Annotated in this window: 29 protein-coding genes; 22 read left to right on the forward strand and 7 right to left on the reverse strand. The window is 34.4% G+C overall.

Annotated features, from left to right (window positions below):
* Positions 1-31: 31 nt before the first annotated feature.
* Together abc-f and EC501_RS18715 are read right to left on the reverse strand one after the other, a co-directional pair.
* Positions 32-1,840 carry a ribosomal protection-like ABC-F family protein gene (abc-f, locus tag EC501_RS07680; RefSeq protein ID WP_122971717.1) on the reverse strand — a complete coding sequence of 603 codons (1,809 nt, stop codon included), beginning with the start codon at positions 1,838-1,840 and terminating at the stop codon, positions 32-34.
* Positions 1,841-1,934: 94 nt separating this feature from the next.
* Complete coding sequence (locus EC501_RS18715) at positions 1,935-2,069, reverse strand: RAxF-45 family protein (protein ID WP_277749712.1); 135 nt, start codon at positions 2,067-2,069, stop codon at positions 1,935-1,937.
* A 406-nt stretch (positions 2,070-2,475) separates the two neighbouring features.
* Between EC501_RS18715 and EC501_RS07685 the strand changes: the two genes are divergently transcribed.
* A complete protein-coding gene (locus EC501_RS07685; protein ID WP_122971718.1) occupies positions 2,476-2,754 on the forward strand; it encodes a hypothetical protein in 279 nt (92 codons plus the stop codon).
* A 75-nt stretch (positions 2,755-2,829) separates the two neighbouring features.
* Here EC501_RS07685 and EC501_RS07690 read toward each other — a convergent pair whose 3' ends face one another.
* The 3 genes from EC501_RS07690 to EC501_RS07700 all read right to left on the reverse strand — a co-directional run bounded on the left by EC501_RS07690 (position 2,830) and on the right by EC501_RS07700 (position 5,186).
* Positions 2,830-3,783: a TRM11 family SAM-dependent methyltransferase gene (locus EC501_RS07690; protein WP_421930388.1), complete on the reverse strand. Its 954-nt coding sequence runs from the start codon at positions 3,781-3,783 to the stop codon at positions 2,830-2,832.
* A 16-nt stretch (positions 3,784-3,799) separates the two neighbouring features.
* Positions 3,800-4,249 (reverse strand): hypothetical protein, encoded by a 450-nt coding sequence (locus EC501_RS07695; RefSeq protein ID WP_122971719.1) that lies wholly within the window; start codon positions 4,247-4,249, stop codon positions 3,800-3,802.
* Positions 4,250-4,379: 130 nt separating this feature from the next.
* Positions 4,380-5,186 (reverse strand): hypothetical protein, encoded by an 807-nt coding sequence (locus EC501_RS07700; RefSeq protein ID WP_122971720.1) that lies wholly within the window; start codon positions 5,184-5,186, stop codon positions 4,380-4,382.
* 146 nt (positions 5,187-5,332) lie between these two features.
* On the opposite strand from EC501_RS07700, the gene folA reads away from it, so the two are divergent.
* The 7 genes from folA to EC501_RS07735 all read left to right on the forward strand — a co-directional run bounded on the left by folA (position 5,333) and on the right by EC501_RS07735 (position 11,723).
* Positions 5,333-5,815, forward strand: a complete 483-nt coding sequence (gene folA / locus EC501_RS07705) for a type 3 dihydrofolate reductase (protein ID WP_122971721.1) — start codon at positions 5,333-5,335, stop codon at positions 5,813-5,815.
* Between the two features lie 143 nt (positions 5,816-5,958).
* On the forward strand, positions 5,959-6,489 hold the full coding sequence (locus EC501_RS07710) for an NfeD family membrane protein (protein WP_122971722.1): 531 nt from the start codon (positions 5,959-5,961) through the stop codon (positions 6,487-6,489).
* A gap of 16 nt (positions 6,490-6,505) precedes the next feature.
* Positions 6,506-8,020, forward strand: a complete 1,515-nt coding sequence (locus tag EC501_RS07715) for a flotillin family protein (RefSeq protein WP_122971723.1) — start codon at positions 6,506-6,508, stop codon at positions 8,018-8,020.
* Between the two features lie 104 nt (positions 8,021-8,124).
* Positions 8,125-8,541: a potassium channel family protein gene (locus EC501_RS07720; protein ID WP_122971724.1), complete on the forward strand. Its 417-nt coding sequence runs from the start codon at positions 8,125-8,127 to the stop codon at positions 8,539-8,541.
* Between the two features lie 118 nt (positions 8,542-8,659).
* Complete coding sequence (locus EC501_RS07725) at positions 8,660-9,340, forward strand: response regulator transcription factor (protein ID WP_122971725.1); 681 nt, start codon at positions 8,660-8,662, stop codon at positions 9,338-9,340.
* The gene (locus EC501_RS07730; RefSeq protein WP_122971726.1) at positions 9,324-10,730 is read left to right on the forward strand and encodes a HAMP domain-containing sensor histidine kinase; all 1,407 of its coding nucleotides are present in this window, start codon (positions 9,324-9,326) and stop codon (positions 10,728-10,730) included. The genes EC501_RS07725 and EC501_RS07730 overlap by 17 nt, the downstream gene beginning before the upstream one ends.
* Positions 10,731-10,838: 108 nt before the next feature.
* Positions 10,839-11,723, forward strand: coding sequence for a peptidylprolyl isomerase (locus tag EC501_RS07735; RefSeq protein WP_122971727.1), 885 nt, complete (start codon positions 10,839-10,841; stop codon positions 11,721-11,723).
* A gap of 84 nt (positions 11,724-11,807) precedes the next feature.
* Here EC501_RS07735 and trhA read toward each other — a convergent pair whose 3' ends face one another.
* The gene (trhA, locus tag EC501_RS07740; RefSeq protein ID WP_122971728.1) at positions 11,808-12,449 is read right to left on the reverse strand and encodes a PAQR family membrane homeostasis protein TrhA; all 642 of its coding nucleotides are present in this window, start codon (positions 12,447-12,449) and stop codon (positions 11,808-11,810) included.
* 201 nt (positions 12,450-12,650) lie between these two features.
* On the opposite strand from trhA, the gene EC501_RS07745 reads away from it, so the two are divergent.
* The 11 genes from EC501_RS07745 to EC501_RS07795 all read left to right on the forward strand — a co-directional run bounded on the left by EC501_RS07745 (position 12,651) and on the right by EC501_RS07795 (position 22,463).
* A complete protein-coding gene (locus EC501_RS07745) occupies positions 12,651-13,493 on the forward strand; it encodes a DegV family protein (protein ID WP_122971729.1) in 843 nt (280 codons plus the stop codon).
* A gap of 104 nt (positions 13,494-13,597) precedes the next feature.
* A complete protein-coding gene (locus EC501_RS07750) occupies positions 13,598-14,506 on the forward strand; it encodes a GDSL-type esterase/lipase family protein (RefSeq protein ID WP_241559301.1) in 909 nt (302 codons plus the stop codon).
* Between the two features lie 108 nt (positions 14,507-14,614).
* A complete protein-coding gene (locus tag EC501_RS07755; RefSeq protein ID WP_158599684.1) occupies positions 14,615-15,193 on the forward strand; it encodes a YpmS family protein in 579 nt (192 codons plus the stop codon).
* 13 nt (positions 15,194-15,206) lie between these two features.
* The gene (gene msrA / locus EC501_RS07760) at positions 15,207-15,740 is read left to right on the forward strand and encodes a peptide-methionine (S)-S-oxide reductase MsrA (protein WP_122971731.1); all 534 of its coding nucleotides are present in this window, start codon (positions 15,207-15,209) and stop codon (positions 15,738-15,740) included.
* A complete protein-coding gene (msrB, locus tag EC501_RS07765) occupies positions 15,733-16,164 on the forward strand; it encodes a peptide-methionine (R)-S-oxide reductase MsrB (RefSeq protein ID WP_122971732.1) in 432 nt (143 codons plus the stop codon). Before msrA ends, msrB begins: the two co-directional genes overlap by 8 nt.
* A 174-nt stretch (positions 16,165-16,338) precedes the next feature.
* On the forward strand, positions 16,339-16,560 hold the full coding sequence (locus EC501_RS07770) for a YozE family protein (RefSeq protein WP_122971733.1): 222 nt from the start codon (positions 16,339-16,341) through the stop codon (positions 16,558-16,560).
* A 116-nt stretch (positions 16,561-16,676) separates the two neighbouring features.
* Positions 16,677-17,381 (forward strand): purine-nucleoside phosphorylase, encoded by a 705-nt coding sequence (deoD, locus tag EC501_RS07775; protein ID WP_122971734.1) that lies wholly within the window; start codon positions 16,677-16,679, stop codon positions 17,379-17,381.
* 129 nt (positions 17,382-17,510) lie between these two features.
* Positions 17,511-19,016, forward strand: coding sequence for a lmo1851 family serine protease (locus tag EC501_RS07780; protein ID WP_122971735.1), 1,506 nt, complete (start codon positions 17,511-17,513; stop codon positions 19,014-19,016).
* A gap of 118 nt (positions 19,017-19,134) precedes the next feature.
* Complete coding sequence (locus tag EC501_RS07785; protein WP_122971736.1) at positions 19,135-20,037, forward strand: CobW family GTP-binding protein; 903 nt, start codon at positions 19,135-19,137, stop codon at positions 20,035-20,037.
* 233 nt (positions 20,038-20,270) lie between these two features.
* Positions 20,271-21,137 carry a CAP domain-containing protein gene (locus EC501_RS18790; RefSeq protein WP_122971737.1) on the forward strand — a complete coding sequence of 289 codons (867 nt, stop codon included), beginning with the start codon at positions 20,271-20,273 and terminating at the stop codon, positions 21,135-21,137.
* Positions 21,138-21,386: 249 nt separating this feature from the next.
* The gene (locus EC501_RS07795; protein WP_122971738.1) at positions 21,387-22,463 is read left to right on the forward strand and encodes an undecaprenyldiphospho-muramoylpentapeptide beta-N-acetylglucosaminyltransferase; all 1,077 of its coding nucleotides are present in this window, start codon (positions 21,387-21,389) and stop codon (positions 22,461-22,463) included.
* A 112-nt stretch (positions 22,464-22,575) separates the two neighbouring features.
* On the opposite strand, the gene EC501_RS07800 is transcribed toward EC501_RS07795, so the two are convergent.
* On the reverse strand, positions 22,576-23,121 hold the full coding sequence (locus tag EC501_RS07800; RefSeq protein ID WP_122971739.1) for a GNAT family N-acetyltransferase: 546 nt from the start codon (positions 23,119-23,121) through the stop codon (positions 22,576-22,578).
* Positions 23,122-23,460: 339 nt separating this feature from the next.
* Here EC501_RS07800 and dapF point away from each other — a divergent pair, with 339 nt between their 5' ends.
* The 3 genes from dapF (at position 23,461) to EC501_RS07815 (ending at position 26,697) form a co-directional block, all read left to right on the forward strand.
* On the forward strand, positions 23,461-24,420 hold the full coding sequence (gene dapF, locus EC501_RS07805; RefSeq protein WP_122971740.1) for a diaminopimelate epimerase: 960 nt from the start codon (positions 23,461-23,463) through the stop codon (positions 24,418-24,420).
* 193 nt (positions 24,421-24,613) lie between these two features.
* Positions 24,614-25,300: a response regulator transcription factor gene (locus tag EC501_RS07810; protein WP_122971741.1), complete on the forward strand. Its 687-nt coding sequence runs from the start codon at positions 24,614-24,616 to the stop codon at positions 25,298-25,300.
* Positions 25,297-26,697 carry a HAMP domain-containing sensor histidine kinase gene (locus EC501_RS07815; RefSeq protein ID WP_122971742.1) on the forward strand — a complete coding sequence of 467 codons (1,401 nt, stop codon included), beginning with the start codon at positions 25,297-25,299 and terminating at the stop codon, positions 26,695-26,697. Before EC501_RS07810 ends, EC501_RS07815 begins: the two co-directional genes overlap by 4 nt.
* Positions 26,698-26,847 lie beyond the last annotated feature (150 nt).

Genomic DNA, 26,847 nt, shown 5'->3' on the forward strand with positions numbered 1-26,847 from the left:
ATTTATTAAACAATAACAGTGTGCTTATTTGTTATTCACTAATCCAAAGGGTTAATAGTTCATCCAATCGATGTTCTAATTTTTCTAATTCCTTTTGATAGGTGATATTATTTGTTTGAGTAAATTGCTGTTTTTTCTTTTCTATTTTTTGTTCCAGCTGTTCAATTTGTTGTTCAATTGAAATAGTCTTTTCTTGTTTTTCTTCAGATGGACGATCAACTTTTTGAACGGTTGTACGCTCACTATGCTTTTGACGAGCCCAACTATAGTTTCCTTCGTATAAAAACAGTTGTTGAGCTTCTAACCAGGCGATTCGATGGAACAGCTGATTGATAAAATACCGGTCGTGGGAAACTGCGACAACGGTCCCTTCAAACTGTTGAATCGTTTCCTCTAATACTTCCCGGGATTCGATATCCAAATGATTCGTTGGTTCATCTAATATTAGCAAATTAATGTCTTGTTGCATTAATTGGGCTAAACGAAGCCGCATTTTCTCGCCTCCGCTTAAGTTCTTTACCTTTTTAAATACATCATAGCCATAAAATAAAAACTTGGCTAAAATATGTCGGGCATCGCCTTCGTTCATAGATATATTCTCTCGAAACACATCAATTAATCGGGCGTTTACATCGTTATATAAAAACTGTTGGGAAAGGTAACCTATTTTCACATTACTGCCGATTCGACATTTCCCTTCATCTTGAATAACATCACCAGTAATCATTTTTAATAATGTAGATTTACCAGTGCCATTGGAACCTACAATTGCAAAACGATCTTGCCAATTGAGTTGGAATGAAACATTTTGAAATAGCAATTTATCAAAGGTTTTACTAACGTTTTCGAATAGAACGACATCTTTTCCGCTACGATCATTTACTTGTAACTTAAGCTGCATTTTTTTCCCAATCGAAGGTTTTTTCACTAGCTCAATCCTCGCCAACGCCTTTTCCATACTTTTTGCTCGTCGATGGAGGGAAGCGTTTGGGGGATTCGCTTCATTTGCCCACTGTTTGAGCCTTTTAATGGTTTCTTTCATCTTCGTAATTTTCTTTTGTTGTTCTTCGTATTGTGTAAACTCGCTTAATATACGTGCTTCCCGTTCTTTTATAAAGGCATCATAATTTCCTATATAAGGGTAGGCAACTCCATTATCAATTTCAATTACTTTCGTGACGACTTCATTCATAAATTGTCGATCATGGCTAACAACAATTAACGTTCCTGAATAATGACTCAAGTAACTTTCTAACCATTCGATCGCTTCCATGTCTAAATGGTTCGTTGGTTCATCTAAAAGTAAAATGTCAGGATTTGTTAATAAAATTTGTCCGAGCATTACTTTTGTTTTTTCGCCACCACTTAGTAAATGGAATGGTGTATTAAGTAGGGTTTTAATGGAAAGACCATTTGCAATCATTTGAATTTGAGCATCCATTTCATAACCGCCTTGGGCGATAAATTGTTCCTGTATTTCACCGTATTGTTTTAATAACTTTTGTAAATTGTTACTATTTCCCATTTGTCCTTCTAATTGTTCCATTTGATGTTGCATATGAAGTAAAGGGGAAAAGGCTTCTTTCAATACGTCATAAACGAAACTATTTTCATAGGGTGGTATTTGATGTAAATAACCAATTGTTGCCCCTTTCTTTTTAATGATTCGTCCTGCGTCAGGGGTTTCTATATTTGCGAGCATTTTTAAAATCGTTGTTTTACCACAACCGTTTCGTCCAACAATAGCTACTCGTTCTCGTTCATGAATATCAATCGTTAAATTTTCAAAAATAATTGATCCACCGTAAATTTTTGTTATGTTTTCCGCTTTTATCGACACTGTGATTTCCTCCATTTTATACACAGTGAAGCCAAACAAAAAAGACTGCTCGATTAACAAGCAGTCTCTTCCTAATTGTGAAAAGAATGGCTAATCAGCTGTGTTTTCGATTTATTTCATTAAAAAAGGGCAGACTAATCCCGTTAATGGCAAAATCGAAAGTAATGACACGTGCAAAATAGTGGTAACAATTCATTTCCACACATGTCGTCACAGCTAATTGATTCATTCTCTTCACCTCCGTTCAAGTTAATTACATATAGTATATTCACTATTGGAAAATATGTCAATTCCCTTACTATTTTGAAAAATTATCAACTAGTGAACAATCATCTAGTAAATCACCTTTGATGATCAAGAGGTGATTTTTTTTATCGGCTATCTATGTTATTATCAAAATACGTATTGTAATCATTTATGCCTTATTTAAGGGAGCTGCAATATGAAAATAATTGTTCTAAATGGAAGACTTTTTGAGAAACTGAAAGGTTTTTTGAACGAATTCATAGAACAAATAGAAAAATAAAATATGAAGTTATTGTTTAAGTGTAAGATGATAATAGAATATACTTTTAAAGTTATGTTTTAACGAAACATCTCCTAAACGTTAACTAAAGATTTATTGGAGGATTACGATGAATTACAAAATTATTAACAAACAAGTATTTGAACAAGCACAATTACGTTCGGTTTCCGACGTTCCATTTACAGAAGAAGAACTTGAAAACGGTATGAAATTAGCGGTATCTAGAGCGGATGATACCCTTGCACTATATTTAATAGACGTGGATGGTCAGAAAAAATTTGATGTCCGTTGGGATGATTCTTCAGAAGTTTTTAGTGGTTGGTATTCGGCTTGGGATAATTTCTCATGGTGCTTATCAGTAGTGGATGGTCAAAAAACAACGAATTAAGCATCTGTTACAACAAAAAAGGCTTCAATCCTTTAAGGATTGAAGCCTTTTTTAATGGATTTTCCAATGGATAAATTATTCACATAACAGAATTTGTCTAACAAATAAATGTTTCTTCGCAACACAACGATCGCTAATTGTAAAACCGGATTTTTCAATTAAATGATCAATCGTATCGACGGTTACGATGACCGCTTTATCTGCAATTCGTCTTGCGTTTTGAATAATTTCATATTGTTGTTCACGTGTTATATGCGTATAAAGATTGTATGGTAAATCGATTATCGCTACATCATAATGCTCGTTAACTTCCGAAATCGGTCCCTTCGTAATTGTACCTTCTAGTCCAAAATAAGCGATATTTTCCCTTGCTCCTATACATACGAGGGGGTTAATATCCCTTCCGACAATATCAATCCCCATTGATAGAGCTTCAATCACTACTGTTCCAATTCCGCAGCATGGATCAATGACAGAAATACCAGCTGGTTTAGGAACGGCAATATTGGCAATAGCTCGAGCCACTCTCGTGTTTAAAGCAGTAGAATAACTGTTTGGTTTATGTAAGTGTTCACGCCAGACGGAAATACTTTTTTCGTATTTTCCGAAATACCAGTTATTTTCAATCGAAATTAATCCGAAAATTATTTCAGGATGATCTAAATCTGGCTCTCCGTCAATACATAATCCAACTTCACGTTCAATGGCCCGGCGCTCTGGATGGGGAATTTTTTTTGTTTCCCCGATATCCATCTTGTTTAAACAAACGACTTTAAAGGTAGTAGCTGTTTCTTGCATCTCTTTCAAAGAATCTTTTATCTCAGATAAATGGTGGGCTTGAAAGATGACTTGTAGTCGCTCTTCAATAAATGGGCTACGACTTGGGTCTACTTTAACATCGCTAATCATATAATTTGAAGTTGTATCGGTACCAAAAAAGGAACGCATCTCCATTCGACAAAGATCGAATTCATCTTTATGGTGAACGTAAGTGTAAATATAAGTGTCGTAATCTTGTAGGTTATTCAAATAATCATCCTTCATTCTATTGATATTCAATTGATTTTGTTAATTGATCTAAAAAGTGATAAGTAATCGATAAAACTTGTTCTATTGATTGTTCTTCGTGGAAACCTTCCATAAAATCGATTGGGATATTTAGTTCCCATAAACCTTCTTCACCAGAAAAACTACAACTATAAAAAGCATTTTCACCATGTAAATGTTCAGCTAAATAGGATTTAATCCCATCTGCATGTTTTTTTTGCACTTTAAACCCAAGCAAAACCATATAAGTTTTAAATACGTCATCGACTTCAAAGGATAAGGCATCCGTCTTAATATTTTCAAAGGAAGGGGATTCAATATAAAGGAATTCGTTCATATTTTGTTTCAAATGTTGAATTGAGGAAGTAAGAAAGGAATAATTTTCTTTTGAAATTAATTCTTCACTGTCTTTATCACAACGTTCAATGTAAACTTCTGTAAGCTTCATCTGAGGGAAACCTCCTAATTTTTTGTAGTATGTTTTTTCACAAAAATAGACAGCCTTTTAGCTGTCTTCTGTAACGTTATTGTTTATACAAGTGTACCATAATTTTCGGTAAATGTTAAAATACCAACAATTAATTTAACTTAAATAAACTTTTCGTCCAGATTTCTGTTGATGTAGGATGATTGCTTTCAAATAGATGAAATTTTGAAGCGTATGGAATGAACTCTTGATTAATGAAAGGTTTTAATGATTTTGGGCACGCATTAATTAAAATGGAATCTTTTTTTAATGTTTCAATTTGTTTTAAAAAGTCATTTTTTATTTGGGGCATTTCTGTCCACATTTTAACCCAAATTTTATCCCGTAACTCACGATAATTATTATTCATTGCTTTTTCATGGATAAAATGTAAAGAAGTTTGATAATGAACCGCATTTATAATAATCACTCGGTATTTATGTTGCTCCTCTATAACCTGATATTCGTTTAAAGTGCGAATTAATTGATTCATGTTCTTTTCTATTTTTTTCCCTGTTAGTCCTTGAGCAGCTCCAATAGGTGTTAGTTTTTCTTTATTTTGTTCATACTCGTCAATATGAGGGGATTCTAAAATAATTGCAATCGTTTTGTTTTTATAATTACTAGTAATTAAATCATCTTCAAAGTTGGAATTGGAAACAAGACTATTTTTCATTTGAGGTGTTTCAATTAGTATTTTATCATCGTTTAACTCAACAAAAAATCGAGTAACATTTTGAACTTGCTTATTCTTTTTAAAAAAGGAGCGTTTAAGGGTAATCACTTGTTTCTCTTTATCCACATTCAAATATTTACTATTACTTTTAACTAAATCGTCATAAACTGTCTCGCTAATTTCTGTGTTAATGGGATATCCTTCTAATTGAATGGATGATTTTTGTTTCATTAACGTAATCAAAAAATCACTTCCTTTATCTTTTTATTATGAAAACTATTAGCAATGAAAAATGTCTATCATTTATTTATATTAAAATTTTTGTAAAAATATGAATAAAAACGTATAAAATAGAATAGGAAAATGTCTAAAAAAGTAGGAGAGAAAATATGATTTCATTAATTGTCGCCCATGACAAAAATCGAGTTATTGGATACGAAAAGAAAATGCCTTGGCATTTACCTGGAGAGTTAAAATATTTCAAAGAACAAACGATGGGTAAACCGATGATAATGGGAAGAAAAACTTTTGAATCGATCGGTAGACCATTACCTGGCAGAAGAAATATTGTCATTACAAGAAATGAAAACTATACGGCAGAAGGGATCGAGGTCGTTTCAAGCCTGGAGGAAGCATTAAAGCTTGTTTCGAACGAAGACGAAATAATGATTATCGGTGGTGAACAAATTTTTAAATTGGCCCTTCCGATAGCAGACCGTCTTTATATAACGAAAATCGACTATGAATTTCAAGGAGATACGTTTTTCCCAGAGTATGATGGGGAGGAATGGACGATAGTTTCCAAAAGTGAACCGATCGAAGTGCCGGATGGGTATGCATATACTTACTATATTTATGATAGAAAAAAATAACCATCTTACAAAAGTTTTCGCCAACTGTAAAAAGGGTGAAAACTTTTTTATTTTATTTAAATTTTTCTAAATAATTTGAAACTTAATGACGAATTAAACGTACATAAGTTATAGGATTATTTTGGAAGATGAGGTGATATTGATTGGGCGGTTTAGAACTCCATACGATTTACCTATTTACTTTAATTATTGTAGGTTGCATCACGATTGTTTACCTATTGTTCTCCGAAGTTTTTGATGGTGTGTTTGAAGGCATTCCGTTTATTGATCCAGCTGTCATTTTATCCTTCATTACCATTACATCTGCAGCAGGTTTTTTATTAGAAAAATATAGTTCTATGACAAGTTTAATAATCCTTATAATATCTTGTATTCTTTCTGCTATTGTTAGTGCCATTATTTATTATTTCATACTTGTCCCATTAAAAAGTGCAGAAGTTTCTTTAGCTTACACGGAAGAATCCCTTGGTGGTCAAGTGGGAAAAGTGATTGTTCCAATTCCAGTAGATGGATTTGGTGAAATCGTAATCGAAACGGTCAATGGAGTCATATCGAAACGGGCGACAGGATTTGATAACGAAGCGATTGATTATGATGAGGAAGTTCTCGTCATCGAAGCAAAGGAGGGCACCGTTTATGTAAAGAAATACGAATCAACTTTTCAATTTAAATAATTAAGGGGGAATTATTATGATGCTAAGTACAATGATTATTATTGGGGTCGCATTGTTTATCATTGTGGCCATCGTTGCGGTTTATATTACAAAATACAAAACAGTGGGACCAGATGAAGCATTGATTGTAACAGGTAGTTTTTTAGGATCAAAAAATGTCCACACAGATGACTCGGGTAACCGCATTAAAATTATTCGTGGTGGAGGAACATTCGTTTTCCCGGTATTCCAACAATCTGAACCACTTAGTTTATTATCTAGTAAACTAGAAGTAACAACTCCCGAAGTTTATACAGAACAAGGAGTTCCTGTAATGGCCGACGGTACGGCTATTATAAAAATTGGAGGATCTATTTCAGAAATCGCCACAGCAGCAGAACAATTTTTAGGGAAAAGTAAACAAGATCGAGAAAATGAGGCGAAAGAAGTTTTAGAAGGTCATCTCCGCTCCATTTTAGGGTCAATGACAGTGGAAGAAATTTATAAAAATCGAGATAAATTCTCCCAAGAAGTGCAACGAGTTGCAACGCAAGATTTAGCGAAAATGGGGTTAGTCATCGTATCCTTTACAATTAAGGATGTTCGCGATAAAAATGGTTATTTAGATTCTTTAGGGAAGCCGAGAATTGCCCAAGTAAAACGGGATGCCGATATAGCAACAGCCGAGGCTGAAAAAGAGACACGTATTAAGAAAGCGGAAGCAGAAAAAGAAGCCCAAAAAGCTGAATTGTTACGGGCGACAGAAATTGCAGAGGCAGAAAAGGAAAATCAATTAAAAGTTGCAGAATTCCGACGTGAACAAGATGTGGCGAAAGCCCATGCGGACCAAGCTTATGAGTTGGAATCAGCCAAGGCAAAACAACAAGTAACAGAACAAGAAATGCAAATTAAAATTATTGAACGTCAAAAGCAAATTGAGTTGGAAGAAAAAGAAATACTACGTCGAGAGAAACAATACGATTCCGAAGTGAAGAAAAAAGCGGATGCGGATCGTTATGCGATTGAACAAAATGCTGCCGCTCAAAAAATGAGAGAATTGGCACAAGCAGATGCTGAAAAATATCGTATTGAATCGCTAGCTAAAGCTGAGGCGGAAAAAATTCGTTTGGACGGGTTAGCAAAAGCTGATTCGGAACGTGCACAAGGTGAAACGGAAGCAGAAATTATTCGATTAAAAGGTTTAGCTGAAGCTGAAGCGAAACGAAAAATTGCTGAAGCCTTCGAACAATTCGGTCAAGCGGCAGTACTTGATATGATTATTCGTATGATGCCAGAGTATGCAAAAGAAGTAGCAAGTCCGTTATCTAACATCGATAAAATTACAGTGGTTGACACAGGAAATGGGGAAGGTGGCGGTGCAAACCGCATTACATCTTATGCAACGAACTTAATGTCCTCACTCCAAGAAACGTTAAAAGCTTCTTCCGGGATTGATGTAAAAGAACTCATCGAAAATTTTTCAGGTAAAAGAACATTCGATCAACCGATTCAACAACTAGATGAAAAGGAAGAAGAGAAACATTTAGTATAAATATGTTATCGTAATGAACAAAGCGATTAATCATATGATAACGACTAAAATTTATAGTATAATGCAAAAATACTTTAGTAGTTGTATAAAAAAGGAGTTATCATATGGTTTCTGTCATTATAAGTTTTGGAAGATTGATGAAAGCGTTGTTTCATGCAGTGAAAGAGCCTAAATTTGTTAGCATTTTAACAACAGTTGCTTTCATCGTTTTATCTGGTACTTTGTTTTATTCTAAATTTGAAGGTTGGTCTTATCTTGATGCTGCCTATTTTGCAGTCGTCAGTTTAATTCCTACAGGAGTGAATACGAACCTTACCCCTTCGACAAGTGGAACAAAACTGTTTACGATTTTGTATTTAATTATAGGTACCGGTTTAATGTTTGCGTTACTTTTGACATTAGGTCGTTCGATGATTAAAGAGTCTCCAAAAAGAAAATACCGCTTAAATAAAAATATACACATTGATGAGACTGAAGTGCCGACTCAGTTGAAAACAAAAACATTACCAAACAAAAAATGATAAAAGAAGTCCTAAGTTGGAGAGAACTAGGACTTCTTTTTTTGACATCTTGTTGACATATAAGGATGTTATAATATGTTGAAAAAAAGAGATGCGTATCGAAAAGGGTGATTCTCTAGTGAGCAAAGTAATGATTGTTGAAGATGAACTGGCCATCAATAAAGTGTTAAAAGCCTACTTAGTAAAGGAAGGATATGACGTTATACAAGTGTTTACAGGGCTAGATGCTATGACTAATTTTATAAATGAAAATCCTGATTTAGTATTATTAGATGTGATGTTGCCTGGAAAAGATGGTTGGACGATATTAAAAGAAATTCGTCAAAACGGCAACTGTCCAGTCATTATGTTAACGGCTTTAGGTGATGTCCATTATAAATTAGAAGGATTCCATGAAGGAGCAGATGATTATATCGCAAAACCGTTTAATGCAGATGAAGTGGTAGCCCGTGTAAAGGCAGTATTAAAAAGATCCTCCTTCATCCAAATGGATACAGTGAAATTTGGCCAATTAGAAATAGATTTTAAAGGGCATTCGGTTTATTTAAACGGAGAAGAGGTCGTGTTAACGCCACGAGATTTATCAGTACTATTGTTTCTAGCAGAACACCCAAATCAAACATTTACACGGGACCAGCTTATTGAACAAGTGTGGGGGTGGGAATATGATGGCAGTGATCGGGCGGTAGACTTAGCCATTAAGCGGCTTAGAAAAGCCCTTGCCCATTGGCCACCAGAGCAAGGGGAAATTAAAACTTTAAGAGGGTTAGGTTATCAATTCCATGTCTATAAAAAATAAACGAGTTTCCTTATTAACTTATTGGACGAGTAGATATGTATTAACATTATGTATTGGCTTGCTCATTATATCGCTTATTTTCGCGATGTGGATACGTCATACAACATTAGAATATCGTCTTGAAATGATGACGTTTATGGCAGAAGATACAGTGAAAAGAATTACGGATACACCAAAAGAGTTGCCTAAATCGATTGAAGAAAGAGATTGGTTTAACTTTCGAGACATCGATCCAATTGTTTACATCGTTGATCAAACGGGAGAGTTGGTTTCTGTCAATAGACCTTTTAACCCACTCGTTGATATTGATTTTAATGAATTGTTACAAAATAAAGAGTTAAGTAAAATAAAAAGTCCTTCTACGAATGAAACATATTATGTAGTAAAGAAAGAAATTGAAATGGAAAACGAAGTCGTCGGCTGGGTTTTTGTACTGGAAACGAAACAACATTTAACTGAAGTAAAGCAACAGTATGGTCAATTGGCGATATTTATTATTGCCCTTGGAATATTAGGTTGGGTTGCCATTTATTTTTTATCCCGCAGACTATCCCGACCGATTATGAAAGTAGCAGAAGCTGCGAAACAAGTGCAATCGGGAAATTATCATATTCAATTATCCTCTTCTATAAAAGAAAATGAAGTATATGAGCTTGTATCATCCTTTAAGGATATGGCAAGTCGTCTGCAACAGTTGGAGAAAACGAGAACGGAGTTATTAGCAGGAGTTACTCATGAATTAAAGACACCGGTTACATCCATAAGTGGGCTCCTACAAGCTGTTAAAGATGGTGTTGTCACGGGAGATGAGGCGGAAGAATTTATAAAAATGGCCTTAGTGGAAACAACAAAAATGAAAACAATGGTTGGAGATTTATTGGCTTTTAATTCCTTTGCGGTTGATGCAGTACCAGTGAAAATAAACCATTATGAAATTAATCGATTGATAGCTGATATCTTTTCCCAATGGAAGGCAACTTTACCTGATCGGCAAATCGACTTCGATTACCATTGTTTAGAAAGGGAAGTATTTGTATTAGCTGATTTAGTTCGAATCCAACAAATTGTAACGAACCTATTAACAAACGCAAGCCAATCGATGATTGATGATGGGAAAATTACGATTACATTAGAGGAAAGGGAGCATGATGTCACAGTATTTGTAAAAGATACAGGTTCCGGTATAAATAAGGAAGATCAACCTTTTATTTTCGAACGATTTTTTAGAGGGGAAAATAAAAAATATACTGTGCGCGGTCTCGGTTTAGGGTTACCTCTTAGTAAAATGATGGCCCAATCAATCGGAGGGGACCTTCAGTTAAAAGAAAGTAACCAAAGCGGTACTTGTTTTGAACTCCTATTGAAAAAAGTGAAACGTAGCGAAGATTGATCGCTACGTTTTTTCATATTCGATTTATTTAATCTTTGACATCTTGCTGACACATTCGCCAATTAAAGTTGAACATGTACTAAAAGAGATAAAAACGGAGGAATTAAAATGATGAAACGAAATGATTTGAAAAAAACGTTAAAAGTGATGACCCTTCCAATTGTTGCAAGTATATGGTTAGTAGGATGCTCAAGTAAATCAACTTTGATTGCCTCAGTAAATGGTGAAGAAATTACGGAAGAGGAATTAAATGAAACGTTAACAGCCCAATATGGATCAGAAGTGTTAGATTCATTAATTACGGACAAAATCATTGAGCTTGAAGCAAAAGAATTAGGCGTTTCAGTTTCGGAGGAGGAACTTCAAGCGGAATATGAAGAGTATGCTTCCCAGTATGGAGGGGAAGAAACGTTACTTGAAATGCTCGATTCCTATGGGATGGATGTGGAAGATATAAAGAAGGATATGGAAACGTATTTGTTAACTTTTAAAGTAATGGAAGATGATTTAGGCATTACAGATGATGAAATACAGACCTTTTTTGAAGAAAATAAAGAAACCTATGGACAAGCTGCTGAAGTGGAAGCTAGCCATATTTTAGTGGAGGATGAAACAATTGCACAAGAGGTAATCGGAAAATTAAATGCAGGAGAAGATTTTGCTGAGCTAGCGAAAGAATATTCTACTGATACGGCAACGAATGAAGATGGTGGAAACCTTGGATACTTCGGTACAGGGGAAATGGCAGAAGCTTTTGAAACGGCAGCTTTTGCAATGGAAGTTGGTGACATTAGTAGTGAACCAGTGGAAACGGAATATGGGTTCCATGTTATAAAAGTAACGGATAAAGTGGAGGAAAAAGAAGCGGTATATGAAGAAGTGAAAGATACTGTTTATCAAGACTTATTAGAATCGAAGGCAAATGAACAATATGCAACGTGGCTAACAGAAAAAATGGGTGAATACGATATCGTGAATAAACTAACGGAATAAAAAAGATTTTTTGTAAGAAGTGAAAAATCTGCTCCTTTTAAAGGGCAGATTTTTTTAAATACATTGAATTCATAAGTATTAATTTTATAAGTAAATGGCAACACAAATTACCATACAAGCACAACCTGCTATGACAAATAAATGCCAAATCGCATGGTTATAAGGTAGCTTTCTCCAAGCATAAAATATAGCTCCAAACGTAAACAATAACCCACCTATTAATAAGAAGGTAAAGCCATCGAATTGTAAAAATTCATATAGAGGCTTAATAGCAAATATGATTAACCAGCCCATTGCAATGTAAAGCAATAAAGAAAAGGTCTCAAACTTATGAATAAACAAACATTTAAAGACGATGCCAAATAGTGCAATGGACCAAACGATACTTAAAAGGACGATTCCGAGCACACCACCGATTGCAATTAATAAAAAGGGGGTATACGTCCCTGCAATTAAAACATAAATGGATGAATGATCTAAAATAGAGAAAAATCTTTTATATTTTTCGGGCATACTATGCAATAAAGTGGACATTAAAAACAGCAGAACGAGTGATGCTCCAAAAATGGAATAGGCAGTAATCTCGATTGCATGTCCCGATTGTACACCTATTAGGATTAAGATGACACATGCTGGAATGCTGATTAGCAATCCAATGCCATGGGTAATGGCATTCCATAATTCTTCTTTCCAATTTTTATAATCAAATGCTTCTTCATGATTCATTGAACTCACTCCTATCCTGTTCACTATACTGCGAATCGGATTGTTCTAACACTATCATTTGTCATATTGTTTCACTATCGTGGGATGGATATAACTATAACAGAGTACGAAGTTTATCCTTAATGTAATTACATTTGTCATGTTTACAGTCATAAAACATTCTCATTATAATGAAGTTATGCTATAAAAGGATGTGTCATTTTGGGACGAATTCATATTGTAACTGATTCAACTTGTGATTTAACAAAACAAGAATTATTAGAACATGACGTAAAAGTGGTACCTTTATCGATTCAAATCGAAGGGAAAACATATGTTGATGGAGAAGACATCGAGCCTGAATCATTTTTAGAGTTAATGAAAAATGCAAAGGAATTACCAAAAAGCTCTCAGCCCGCTCCAGGCAAGTTTAAAGAACTTTATGATGAACTTGGAAAAGATGGAGATCAAATTATTTCCATTCATATGACAGGTTCTATGAGTGGTACCGTTGATTCTGCTAGACAAGCGGCTGAATTGTCAAAATCCGATGTAACAGTTGTTGACTCTAGATATATTGCCATTGGACTAGCTATTCAAATTCGAGAAGCGATTCGATTACGGGATGCTGGGGCAACCGTTGAAGAAATATTATCTAGACTTGATGAAGTTAGAAAAAATACAAGATTATTTGTTGTCGTTGATACGTTAGAAAACTTAATTAAAGGTGGTCGAATTGGGAAAGGGACAGGTATGATTGGCTCTTTATTAAATATTAAACCGATTGCCACTTTGGATGATGGTTCATATACGCCAGTTGCGAAAGTAAGAAGTCATAAACAAGTTGTCAACTTCTTGTTTAAACAATATGAAGAAGATACAAAAGGGAAGACGGTAAAAGCAGTGGGGATATCCCATGCGGATGGTTTAATGACTTTAGGCAATCCGTTAAAACAATTAATTGAATCAACAGGATTCCATCATATAGAGACAAAATTTACTTCTCCGATTATAAGTACCCATACAGGACCTGGAGCTATCGGATTTATTTATTTTGCAGAATAACAAGAAAACTCGCTATCATTCGCTCATATACTATTCATGAGGTGATTGATAGCTTTTTTTATTGAAAAAATGCCCACATTTTAATTAGGAAACATGAAAATTTTGTGAAAGGAGTCATCATACTGAAAATTATAACCATTCTATTGGTCATATGTTTTTTTCTTTTTGGTTGTGCAGCAAATGTCACAACAAATGAAATAAATGATTTAAAGTCCCTTACCGAAACTATGGATTCAACAGAGGAAACAAAGGATACTTCAAAAAATACATTGCCATTTACAATAGAAGATTATATTTTTGATGATTTCTCAAAGCCTGAGGCGGTTCAAGTAGAAGATAAAAAAATATATTATTTAGCATTAGGGGATTCATTAACCCGTGGAGTTGGGGATGAAGAACACAAAAATGGGTATACTAAAAGATTAGCGGAGAAGCTTGAACAATGGACAGAAATCTCTGAAGTCGTACTGGACAATAGAGGCAAACGAGGGCGCAGAAGTGACCAGTTACTTTCGTTACTTGAAAAAGGGCATTACGATTCGGAAATTAGAAACTCTGAATTAATTACAATGACCATTGGCGGTAACGATATTATGAAAGTCGTCAAACAAGATTTATTTGAACTAAAAAAAGAAGCATTTGATAAAGAATTGGTAAAATTTCGTGAGCGGTACGATCAAATTATGGAAGAAATTCGAATGAGAAATCCCGATGTACCAATTATTTTAATTGGTTTATACAATCCCTTTTCACTGATTACCGATGAAATAACAGATCTGGAGTCAATCATTTCTGAATGGAACCAAACGATTGAGGATATTTCAAAAAAATATGATAATGCTTGTTTTGTGGATGTGGAAGATTTATTTGATTCCAATGCAAATTTAGTTTATCATACAGATTTCTTTCATCCGAATGGCTACGGATATACAATTATGACAGAGCGAATTGTATCAATGATGAAATCTTGTCAAGTAGAAGAGCAATCAAATGGCTTGTTTTTATTTGATTAAAAATACTCTATAGATTACCTCTACTTCTGTTTTGACGTCACTTTAGAAAAAATAGTAGCATACATAGTTAAAATGGAAACAGATCTTGATGTTAAGGAGTGGACGATGGTGAATAAATGGAAAGTCGCCTTTTTTCTTTTAATAGGGACAATCATTATATTAGTTGCAATTTTCATATTTTGGGCGGCTTCTCCAGGGGAAGATGTTCAAATTGGAAGGGAAAGTATAACGGCTCAACCGACTGATAGTGTATTGTTAGTTGAAACAACAGCTGAAGATTTTGAAAAAATTGTATTAAAATTTTTGGAAAATGAGTTGAAAAGTACGTCTCTTCCAGTCGATATTGTTGTAGGTGATGCAATCATTTTAAAAAGTGAATTGACCGTATTTGGCGTTACGGTACCCTTTTCAATGGAATTTGACCCTATTGTAAATGAAGATGGCAATGTTCAATTAAAGCAAACTTCTGTAAATGTTGGTAAACTAAATATACCACCTGTTACTGTTTTAAAATTAATGAATGATGCAGTCGAATTTCCTCAATGGATTGTCGTACGACCAAATGAAGAAGAAATTTTTGTTGATTTGTCGAATTTATCTTTACCTTCTGGAGCCCATATAAAAGCGAAAGAAATCGATTTAGAAAATAACTATATTTTGTTAGAAGTGATCGTACCAAATAAATAAGGAGGGTTGTCTTTTGAAAAAAGAAATTGCTACGTTTGCAGGTGGTTGCTTTTGGTGTATGGTGAAACCCTTTGATCAACAACCGGGAATTGAGGAAGTAGTATCAGGTTATACAGGTGGACATGTTGAAAATCCTACTTATGAACAGGTGTGTTCGGAAACAACCGGTCATTTGGAAGCTGTCCAAATCACCTTTGACCCGGAAGTATATCCATATAAAAAATTAGTGGAGACTTACTGGACATTAATCGATCCGACTGACCCAGGAGGTCAATTTTACGATCGGGGAGAATCCTATACAACGGCAATTTTTTATCATAATGAAGAGCAAAAAAGAATTGCAGAAGAGTCAAAGGAACAACTGGAGAAGTCGGGAAAATTTAATAAGCCAATTGCAGTGAAAATTTTACCTGCAAAAACTTTCTACCATGCAGAAGATTATCATCAATATTACTATAAAAAAAATCCAATGCATTATGAACGATACCATATCGGTTCAGGAAGAGCAGCATTTATTCAACAAAATTGGGGGAATAAACATGAATAAAGAAGAGAGACTTAAACAATTAACTGAAATGCAATATTATGTAACACAACAACAAGGTACAGAGCCACCATATCAAAATGAGTATGATCAACATTTTGAAGAAGGAATTTACGTCGATATTGTATCTGGTAAACCATTATTTAGTTCGAAAGATAAATATGATGCGGGTTGTGGCTGGCCAAGTTTTTCGAAACCGATTGAAGAGCAAGAAATAACGGAGCATTTTGATACTTCCCATGGGATGAGACGTGTGGAAGTTAGAAGTAAAACAGCAGATTCCCATTTAGGACATGTATTTCCTGATGGTCCACAGGAGTTGGGCGGTTTACGGTATTGTATTAACTCCGCAGCTCTACGGTTTGTACCGAAAGAGAAATTAGAAGAAGAAGGATACGGGGAATACTTAAAGCTTTTTGAAAAATAACGTATAACTTATAGACGGATTTCCTTATATATTAAAACTTCTTAATGAATCGTGGGGAATGATTTCTTCCCCGCGATTTTTATCTATTCAAACGATTTGTTTTACTATTCTTTCGTTATATAATGGAAAATAAAATCTCTACTTTTTATTCGCTTTTAAGTAAGGAGTGTCCATGTGAAAACTAGTTTTTACTTATATGTTCTTTCTTTTAGAGGGGGAGATTGGAATGATCCGAAAACTCGATTTGCGGAAAGGGCTTTTTTAGATCATAGTTTTCCAATTGCTAGCTCTTCCTTTGAAGAACTATCCAGCTATATCGAAACAATGGCGGATGAACATTTAACGACCCAAGCCTTTGATGAACTATGGGACTTATACGAAACGAAGTTCGGATAATCGACAATTTTTCGTCAATTTTATCGTGAAAAATTTGTATAAGAAGGTAAATCATTGCACAATGTTAGAAAAGCAAGTATATTTTAATTTGAGAATATTGGAAAGAGGGATTATTCATGAGTGTCCATATTAATGCAAAACAAGGTGAAATCGCAGATACGATATTATTACCAGGAGATCCATTACGTGCGAAATATATTGCTGAAACATTTTTAGAAGATGTAACTTGTTATAATGAAGTTCGAAATATGTTTGGCTATACAGGTACATACAAAGGAAAACGTATTTCTGTACAAGGTACAGGAATGGGTGTGCCGTCAATTTCTATTTATACAACAGAGTTAATGCAAGAATACGGTGTGCAAAAATTAATCCGTGTTGGTACTTGTGGAGCAATTCAAAAGGATGTTAAAGTACGCGACGTGATTATCGCTCAATCTGCCTCAACAGATTCAAAAATGAATGAAATTATTTTCAACGGCATTGATTTTGCTCCTACTGCAGATTTTGATCTATTATTAAAAGCTTACAATGCTGGTGTAGCTGCTGGATTAAATTTAAAAGTAGGTAATATCTTTACTGCTGATATGTTTTATTCAGATGAAAATCAAAACGAAAAATTAGCTCAATATGGTGTACTAGCGGTAGAAATGGAATCAGCTGCCCTTTATACACTAGCTGCTAAATTTGGACGTAAAGCGCTATCTGTATTGACGGTTTCTGATCATATTCTAACAGGTGAAGTAACAACATCTGAAGAACGTCAAACAACATTTAACGATATGATTGTCGTTGCCCTTGAAGCTGCAATTCAAGAGTAATAATCATCTGATGCTTTGCATATTTCATTTCGTAAGGCTGTCTTTTGACAGTCTTTCTTTTCGTAAAGATGTGAAACTGTTATGATGGTAGTAACGACTTTTAAGTGTAAAATGAGAGTGGTGAACTAGATGGATGATCAAAATCAACAAGAAATGGAACAAAAAGAACAAACGGACAATATTGAACAAGAGGAACAATTAAAGCCTGCAAAAAAATTTATTCGCATTAAACCGTTTACTTTTATTATGCTGATGTTCTTCACCATAATAGTTACAGCGGGTATAACAATCTTTACTTTAACTTTCGGAGATAAGAAAGTAGTAGAAGTGACAGTACCAGAAGAAAGAAAAGAGTTTTCAAAATTATATGAAGCTTATGATGAGTTAAAGCAAAATTATTATGTCGATATAGATGAGAAAGCTGTCATTACTGGTGCTATTAACGGTATGTTTGATGCTTTAGATGATCCATATTCTGATTTTATGGATGAGACAGAAGCAGAACAGTTCAATAGTGATCTTTCATCAAGTTTCCAAGGAATTGGAGCGGAGATTCAAGAACGGAACGGCAATATTGTCATCGTATCACCAATTAAAAACTCACCTGCTGAAAAAGCTGGGCTATTACCTGAAGATATTATTTTGACGGTAGACGGGGAAAGTATTCAAGGCATGAGTGCTTCAGAAGCGGTTTTATTAATTCGTGGTGAAAAAGGTACACCTGTTAAGCTTACAATCCAACGGGGTGACTCGGACGAATTAATGGAAGTAACGATTGTTCGAGATGAGATTCCAATTGAAACAGTTTACGGAGAAATGGGAGACGATAAAATTGCCCATATCCAAATTACATCTTTCAGTGAACAAACTTATGATGAATTAACGGCCATTTTAGAAGAGTATGAAAAGAATGGAATGAAGAGCGTTTTATTAGATGTTCGACAAAATCCAGGTGGTTATTTAAATTCAGCGATTGAAATTGCCAATTTATTTATTGACGAAGGAAAACCGATTGTACAACTAGAAGGTCGTGAAGGGGAAGCAGATCCAGAAGTGATACTAGCAGAAGGCGGTAAGAAATATAATCTTCCTGTTGTCGTTTTAATTGATAACGGTAGTGCATCTGCTTCTGAAATTTTAGCTGGTGCTTTAAGGGAATCAGCAGGAGCGAAAATTGTTGGTCTTACAAGCTTCGGTAAAGGAACAGTCCAAACAGTAAGTACATTGCCGGACGGCTCTAATTTAAAATACACAACTGGTAAATGGTTAACACCTAATGGTAACTGGATTAATGAAAAAGGGATTGAACCAGACGAAGTTGTAGAATACCCTGCTTATGCGACAGTTACTTATATTAATCCAGAAACAGAATTTACTGTTGGCAATGTATCCGAATCTGTTAACTCTGCAGAGCAAATTTTAAATGCGTTAGGTTATGATGTTGGAACAGTTGACGATCAGTTTGACGAAGCAACGAAAGAAGCTGTTGAGCAATTCCAAGAAGATCAAAAATTAGATCCAACTGGAGTTATTGTTGGAGAAACGACTTATGCTTTGATGGATACTATTCGAGAAAAAATAGAGAAAGAAGATCCACATGTATTGAAAGGAAAAGAAATTTTAGCAGGAAATTAAAAATTTCGGATCAATTCAATGATGTAGAACAATTATAAAATGATGTAGAAAGGGCTGTTTTTGTTCGAGTATCGAGCAATGAACAGCTCTTTCTTCCATAATAGAAGGATGTGTCAAAATGAAAGATGTCTATTTATTTAGTGGATTTTTAGGTAGTGGAAAAACGTCCATGTTAACGGATGTATTACGACAATTGAAGGAAAAGGGGTTAAAGCCTGCTGTTATAATGAATGAATTAGGGAAGTTGCCCTTTGACTCCCGAGCAGTTGATGAAGATGTCCCTCTAAAGGAAATGTTAGAGGGGTGTATTTGTTGTTCAGGTGCTGAAAAAACGGAAGCTCAAATTCAATCTTTGCTTATGGATTCCGAATTCGATGTCCTTATTATTGAAACAACGGGGGCTGCCCATCCCGTGGAAGCGTTGGATGCGGTATATTCACCTCTTTTTGCAGAGCAGTTGAATATTAAGGGAATCGTAACGGTAGCAGATAGTAAGCTATGGTTAGAACGGGAAACGTTAACACCTCAAGTTCGAAGTCTCTATTTAGAACAAATTCGTCATGCCCATCTTTTATTAGCAAACAAGATGGATTTATTAACGGAAGTAGAACAAGCAAAAGTTGTTTTTGAAATGCAAAATGTGAATCCAAACGCTTTTATTTTACAGACGACAAACGGTAAAGTGCCGCTTTCACTATTAGAGAAATTAAAGGCAACAGCACACAAGTCGAAAGAGGACATTGAAATCGCTAGAATCGGCACTCAATTATATTTAAGTTCACGATTAGTAGAGTTAAAGACAAGTTATACGCAGGAACAATTTGAAGAATGGGTACGCTCATTGCCTTCAACTGTATATAGAATAAAAGGATATGTTCCGATAGAAGGAATTAAAAATCCGATGTTATTCCAATATGCATATGGTTTAGTTCAATGGTTGCCAGAATATATTCATATGCCTTCTAAAATCGTTATGATTGGAGAAAATATTCAAGAAATAGAAGTTTTAAATGAGAAATAGTGTAATATTGTTGTAATATAAGAAATGAATTTGCATTATAAAACGAACTCAAAAATTTGTCAATAGCATTTCGCAGGTAAGTTCTTTGATAATAGGAAAATTTTATTAGAAAAATAGATAAATAAAGTCATAGTTTATGAGGTTCAATCATTTGCTTGGTACTGTTACCAAGTTATGGTCCATATTTTTCAACTTTTCTCGTATATGATTAGTTGCGAGAGGAGGAATACAAAATGAAAAAATGGTTTATCACATTTTGTGCACTAGGTTTAATCTCAACACAAGTTCCGACAGCAGATGCTGCGTCTAATAATGAGGAAGGTCAAAATATATCAGTTCAAAGCATGGTGAAAGTTGTTAATCCAGATCAATTCGAAAATGCTTTAAACAACTTTTTAAACAACTGTTCTTTAACTGATGAGGCAAGCATTAAAGACCTTGCGAATAAATTATCAATCTCTACAACTAAATTAGAAGAATTACTAGCTTCTAAAGTACAAGAAGAAGCAAAGCATAATCCAGAACAAGCGAAGGAAGTAACAGTTCCATCAAAAAATGAAACTACTAATAAAGAAGTAGTGAAAACACCAGCACCAGCTGAGGAACAAAAAGAAGTTACAGCTCCTGAAGCAAAACCTGTAACAAACAATAACACACCAGCACCAACTACAAATAATGAAGCAGCTCAAAAACCAGCAGCACCAGCTGCAGAAAACGGTTCTGTTTCTGCATTTGAAGAAAAAGTTATCGAATTAACAAATGCTGAGCGTGCTAAACAAGGTTTAAAACCTTTAGAAATGTATGCACCATTAATGTCAGTTGCTCGTGAAAAATCTGCTGATATGGCGAAAAATAATTATTTCTCCCATACAAGTCCTACTTACGGAAGCCCATTTGATCAAATGAAGGCTGCAGGTATTTCATATAAAGCAGCAGGTGAAAATATTGCACAAGGTCAAAGAACACCAGAAGAAGTCGTACAAGCTTGGATGAATTCTGAAGGTCACCGTGCAAACATTATGAACGCTAACTTTACACACATTGGTGTAGGTTATGTGGCAGATGGAAATCACTGGACACAACAATTTATTCAACTATAATAGTTGGTTAAAATACCGGGACAAGAATTCATTCTTGCCCGGTATTTTTTTATTTTGAATTATTTTATATGAATCTTGATTTTCCCCGTCAATCTTATTTAAAATGGGTTTGGTCCATAAATTATGGTACAATATTGACTGAAAAAGGATGACTAAAGCAAGGCTTACTATTGTTTTTTCATTTATATTTTTTGCAATCATATATATTTAAATGAAATACAAATTATTGTATTTAGATAGGAGATTTCTGTGAAACAAAAATCAATTATTTTAACTGGTGGCGGCACAGCCGGTCACGTTTCTTTAAATCAAGCAATTATCCCTTCCTTACAAAAGGAAGGATATGATGTACATTATATCGGTTCTTATGATGGAATTGAGAAAGAGTTAATTACCGAAAGTTTTCCCGAAGTACCTTATCACAGTATTGCAAGTGGTAAATTACGTCGATATTTTTCAATGAAGAACTTTTCAGATCCATTTAAAGTTTTAGCTGGCGTTGGGCAAGCATTTAGGATTATTCGTAAGGTTAAGCCATCTATCATCTTTTCCAAAGGTGGGTTTGTATCAGTACCTGTTGTCATCGCGGCAAAGTTAGCAAAGATTCCTGTAGTGATTCATGAATCAGATGTTACACCAGGTCTAGCTAACAAAATTGCTTTACCGTTTGCTTCCCATGTATTTACGATTTTTCAAGATACATTAAAGTATTTACCAAGCGATAAAGCAACATGTACCGGTTCTATTGTTCGTGAACAATTATTTACGGGTAATGCATCTGTAGGAAAAAAACGATGTGGGTTTGAAGAGCGGAAAAAAGTGCTTCTTGTCATGGGAGGAAGTTTAGGTTCGGCTGTTTTAAATGACGCATTACGAAATAATTTACCGGAACTATTAAAAGAATTTAATATTATCCATTTATGCGGAAAAGGGAATGTAGATACTACTTTAGATCGCTTAAAAGGCTATAAACAATTCGACTATGTGACAACGGAACTGCCCGACTTACTTTATGCTGCGGATTTTATTGTCTCTAGAGCTGGTTCTAATTCAATATTCGAATTTTTAGCATTAAAAAAACCGATGTTATTAGTACCTCTTTCAGCATCTAAAAGTCGTGGAGATCAAATTTTAAATGCCAATATTTTTGAACGTCAAGGTTTTGCCCACGTATTAGAAGAAGAACTATTAACGAAAAATACATTCATGAAGGCGATTGAGGCTTTGAGTACAAGAAAAGATGAGATGATTGATGCGATGGAAAAAGCTGAAAGCCCGAAAACTCCTGATGAAATGGTTAGCCTTATTCTTCAATACGAAAAATAAATATTTATTGATTATGATATGAATAGCGTAAAAAAGTAGGTGGTTCATTCAATGAATCACCTACTTTTACTATTGTATTCTTTTATTAAAGTATAAGCATTGAAAAAGAATGTTACATTGCTTGTTCTTCGTTTGCTTGTTCCTTTGCTGTTACGATGTAGAATAAGTCTTTTGGGATTTTATATAAGTCGAATTTTACCTCACCACTATTAATTTCTTCATATAATGCCGGATGGGATTCTTTCGCACAAACGACATACGGTAATTTTTGGGAGGCACGTTTCGATTTTTCGTTTTCTTTTCGGATTCGTAAAAATACGGTATGGAAATCCTTTTCAAAAAATAGCTCTGTTAAAAACTCATGTTTTGCAGCTTGGTTGTATCCTTTACCCTGATAAGGTGCACCTATCCAAGTCCCAAGGAAGCCAGCGCCATCTTGAACGTCATATAGATTAATGGTACCAATTGGTTGACCCCAGTCATCGGTTATCGTTCGTGAAATCGTCTTTCCTAGTTGTTCCTCTTCCAATAACTGTTTTGTTATAAATAAATATTCTTCAGGAGAATATGCTTTATGACGAACAAAAGGGAAAACGGTTGGATGTATCATTAATTGGTATAACTCATTTGTTTCAGAAAGATCTCGATATTTTAACAAATGAAACGCCTCCTTTTTTGGATAGTTGCAAATCCGAAAATTACTTTGTCACAAGGCAACAGAACAAAATAATATAACGAAAGGAACAAGACGTCAAACAAAAAATTTTAGATTTTTTCGTTTCTCAAAATCAACTTTAAAAAAATAGTTGAGATGATAATATCATATTATAAATATTCTATTCTATACAAAAATTTAAACTTTTTATTACGCAATTCGCTATGACGAATTTGTGGCGAAAATATTAAAAAAGTATAAAAAAGTGTTCCTTTTATTAAGTTGATTCAACCTATATAAACACTTATTATAGTAGTAAATAGAAAGAGAGCGGGTGAGCTGATGGAAAGAACTTTATTAAAAGTTCATGGATCAGGCAATACATTTTATTTATATCAAACTAACAATGAAAATGAAGTTGATTGGACTAAGTTAACAACTTGGTTATGTCAAAAAGAAAACAACGGTGGAGCTGATGGTTTATTGCTAGTTTTACCATCAACTATTGCCGACGCCAAAATGAGAGTCATAAATGCTGACGGTTCTGAAGCTTCCATGTGTGGAAATGGTTTACGTTGTGTTGCTAGATTCGTATGCGAACAACTTGAAAAGGAAGAAGCGATCATTGAAACGATGAAAGCCAATTTGAAGGTGCGAAAAGAGTCACCTCTATTAGAAGATATTCCAACATATGCCGTTGAAATATCACCAGTGTCCTTTGCTCTAAGTAGTTTACCTATGAGCTATAAAGGTCAAGAGGAAATTCGTCATCAAATTATCCAAGAATTTTCAACAACCATTCCTTTTACGGCTGTTTCTGTTCCGAATCCCCATTTGATTGGAATCGTGGACCAAACTTATATTGAAAACAATACGCATCAAAAATCGTTAGCTGAGTTATTAAACGGTGAAAACGAGTATTGTGTTGATGGCGTAAACGTAAGTTATGTTTATCCAATGAAAAATGACACAATTTTTGTTCGAACTTTTGAACGAGGAGTAGGTTTTACGAATGCATGTGGTACTGCAATGACCGCTTCAGCCCTTGTGTCGAAATTAAACGGCTTCGTTCATAATGATGTCATTACCGTATTCAATCCGGGCGGTTTTGTAAAATGTGAAGTGAAAACAAATGGCGATCGTTATGAATTAACGTTAATTGGAAACGCAACGGTTACTGCCGAATACACTTTCGACATCCATAACTTAACATTTTTAAACTATAACGAAACGGATGAACAGAAACAGTATGAAAAAAGCATTGAGTTAGTAAAAAAAGAAACAGCTTCTTTTGCAAATTAATGATCAAATTTAATACATTACAATAATAATAGGTTTTAATGAACTGCAAATGAACCCATTGTTAATTTTTTGTAAGATACTTTGGGAACTAGTTCCACCATTTCAAAGAAAAGTCATAGTAGTTTTATTAAGTCCTCGTTTTAAGTTAAACTTAAGACGAGGATTTTTTATACAATTTTCGAGGGATGATTCAATGAAAAAAAGAATTTTAATAGTGGAAGATGAAAAAAATATAGCTCGATTTATGGAATTGGAATTAGAGCATGAATATTTTGACGTAACAGTAACCCATGATGGGAGAGATGGTTTAAATAAAGCGTTAGAACAACAGTTCGATTGTCTCTTGCTTGATGTCATGCTGCCAGGTCTAAATGGAATTGAAATTTGTCGCCGCGTCCGAGCGAAATCCGATGTACCGATTATTTTAATTACGGCAAGGGATGCGGTAATGGATCGGGTGGCAGGGTTAGATTCTGGAGCAGATGATTATATTGTGAAGCCATTTGCCATTGAAGAATTGCTTGCTCGAATACGTTCTGTCTTAAGAAGAACTCAAAGTATCGGAGAAAAAGAACTGGAGAAAGATGAAGAAATTTGCGTTCGAGAATTAGTAATTAAGCCACAATCCTATGAAGTTTTCTTTGAAAATAAAAAACTTGAATTGACGAAAACAGAGTATGATTTATTAAAACTATTATGTGAAAATAAAAATCGTGTTTGTGAAAGGGAAATGATTCTACAATCGATTTGGGGCTACAATACGGAGGTAGAAACGAATGTGGTAGATGTTTACATTCGCCATTTGCGATCTAAACTAAAGACAGATTCAAATCCATATATTGAAACTGTGCGCGGAGTAGGATATGTGGTGAGGGAATGAATAAACTGAAGAACGCCATTTTTAAAAATCAATCATTAAAAAAGAAGTGGATTTTATCAACGTCCATTGTCATTTTTATAAGCTATGCTGCCATTTGTACAGTTATTTATTTTGCCCTATATTCATGGCTTTTGCAAAATGAAGAAAATAATGCGATACGTACCGTAGATGACTTAACATCCTTCTTTAATTCTCAAAATGGCTCTATTTCGATTCAAGAGTTTCAAGGAAATACAGGATTATTTAAAGCGATAGTAAATCAAAATCAAACGGTAAGAATTTTTAATAAGGATGGTTATGAAGTATTACGGATCAATGACGAATCTTCTGCAGCTCCAATTGAATTAGATTATGAGAAAATAAGAAAAACGATTGTGTCAAAGGAAGTAATTGATAATCGAGATGTATTTGTTGTAAACAAAATGGTGACCATTGGACCTTTTACAGGCATCATACAACTCATCCATCCTCTTGAAACGTTTCAATCGATGATGCAATACGTTTTAACAACTATGTTAATCGCAGGGTTAGGAGCATTGCTCATTGCAGGTGCTATTGGATATTATTTAGCCAATGTTTTAATTCGACCTATACAAGATTTGAGGGACTCCATGTTATCCATTCGAGATAAAGGTTTTGAAGAAAAAATTCACTTAGCCTATAATGCAGATGATGAAATAGGCGACTTACTGAATATTTATGAGTCGATGATGAACGAATTGCAAATTTCCTTTGCAAAACAACAACAATTTGTTTCTGATGCATCCCATGAATTAAGAACACCGATTCAGGCTATCGAAGGACATTTATCATTAATTAAAAGATGGGGTAAAAACGATCCGGATATTTTGGAAGAATCATTAACTTCTTCACTAGAAGAAGTTGTTCGAATGAAGAAAATGATTGAGGAGTTATTAGATTTAGCGAGAAAAGAAAAGAGAGACGAACATTCATATGCTAATATCGGAAAAGTTCTCACATCTGTGAAAGATGAGCTAATAATGATTTATCCCCAAACAACGATTCGCATTAAAGAAAACGGTGAACCAAAGCAGCCAAATGTTTCTGAAAATGCATTGGCACAAATCATACGCAACATTGTAGAAAACGGAATAAGATATAATGATAAAAATCCGGTTATTAACATTGAAGTCCATTATTTATCTGAAAGTCTTTTTATGACGATAAAAGACAATGGGATTGGAATTGCAAAGGAACATTTACCATATATTTTTGATCGTTTTTATCGAGTGGATACTTCAAGGGAAAATATCGGTGGTGGTACAGGTCTTGGATTAAGTATTACGAAGATGTTAGCTGAAAAATATCACATTGAAATGGATGTGGTAAGTGAAGTAGAAAAAGGTACAACTTTTACATTAAGTTTTAAAATTTAATGAAATTTTTTCATAAATTCCTGCTTAAAACGGTTATTTGCCAAAAAAATTGCTCATTTTGAGAAAAATAGTTGTATTTTTTGTGAAGAGTAGTAAGATTGAAATGGAAAAAAAACGTTCTTCGATAAATAGCAATAGATAATTTGTATT

Origin of the sequence: Lysinibacillus halotolerans, from assembly GCF_003711845.1 — a bacterium.
Classification (GTDB): Bacteria; Bacillota; Bacilli; order Bacillales_A; family Planococcaceae; genus Ureibacillus; species Ureibacillus halotolerans.

Coding starts and splice junctions, on each gene's coding strand:
- EC501_RS18715 (WP_277749712.1), bottom strand. CDS start 2,069: ATGAATCAATTAGCTGTGACGACATGTGTGGAAATGAATTGTTACCAC.
- EC501_RS07685 (WP_122971718.1), top strand. CDS start 2,476: ATGAATTACAAAATTATTAACAAACAAGTATTTGAACAAGCACAATTA.
- EC501_RS07695 (WP_122971719.1), bottom strand. CDS start 4,249: ATGAAGCTTACAGAAGTTTACATTGAACGTTGTGATAAAGACAGTGAA.
- folA (WP_122971721.1), top strand. CDS start 5,333: ATGATTTCATTAATTGTCGCCCATGACAAAAATCGAGTTATTGGATAC.
- EC501_RS07715 (WP_122971723.1), top strand. CDS start 6,506: ATGATGCTAAGTACAATGATTATTATTGGGGTCGCATTGTTTATCATT.
- EC501_RS07720 (WP_122971724.1), top strand. CDS start 8,125: ATGGTTTCTGTCATTATAAGTTTTGGAAGATTGATGAAAGCGTTGTTT.
- EC501_RS07730 (WP_122971726.1), top strand. CDS start 9,324: ATGTCTATAAAAAATAAACGAGTTTCCTTATTAACTTATTGGACGAGT.
- EC501_RS07735 (WP_122971727.1), top strand. CDS start 10,839: ATGATGAAACGAAATGATTTGAAAAAAACGTTAAAAGTGATGACCCTT.
- trhA (WP_122971728.1), bottom strand. CDS start 12,449: ATGAATCATGAAGAAGCATTTGATTATAAAAATTGGAAAGAAGAATTA.
- msrB (WP_122971732.1), top strand. CDS start 15,733: ATGAATAAAGAAGAGAGACTTAAACAATTAACTGAAATGCAATATTAT.
- deoD (WP_122971734.1), top strand. CDS start 16,677: ATGAGTGTCCATATTAATGCAAAACAAGGTGAAATCGCAGATACGATA.
- EC501_RS07780 (WP_122971735.1), top strand. CDS start 17,511: ATGGATGATCAAAATCAACAAGAAATGGAACAAAAAGAACAAACGGAC.
- EC501_RS07785 (WP_122971736.1), top strand. CDS start 19,135: ATGAAAGATGTCTATTTATTTAGTGGATTTTTAGGTAGTGGAAAAACG.
- EC501_RS18790 (WP_122971737.1), top strand. CDS start 20,271: ATGAAAAAATGGTTTATCACATTTTGTGCACTAGGTTTAATCTCAACA.
- dapF (WP_122971740.1), top strand. CDS start 23,461: ATGGAAAGAACTTTATTAAAAGTTCATGGATCAGGCAATACATTTTAT.
- EC501_RS07810 (WP_122971741.1), top strand. CDS start 24,614: ATGAAAAAAAGAATTTTAATAGTGGAAGATGAAAAAAATATAGCTCGA.
- EC501_RS07815 (WP_122971742.1), top strand. CDS start 25,297: ATGAATAAACTGAAGAACGCCATTTTTAAAAATCAATCATTAAAAAAG.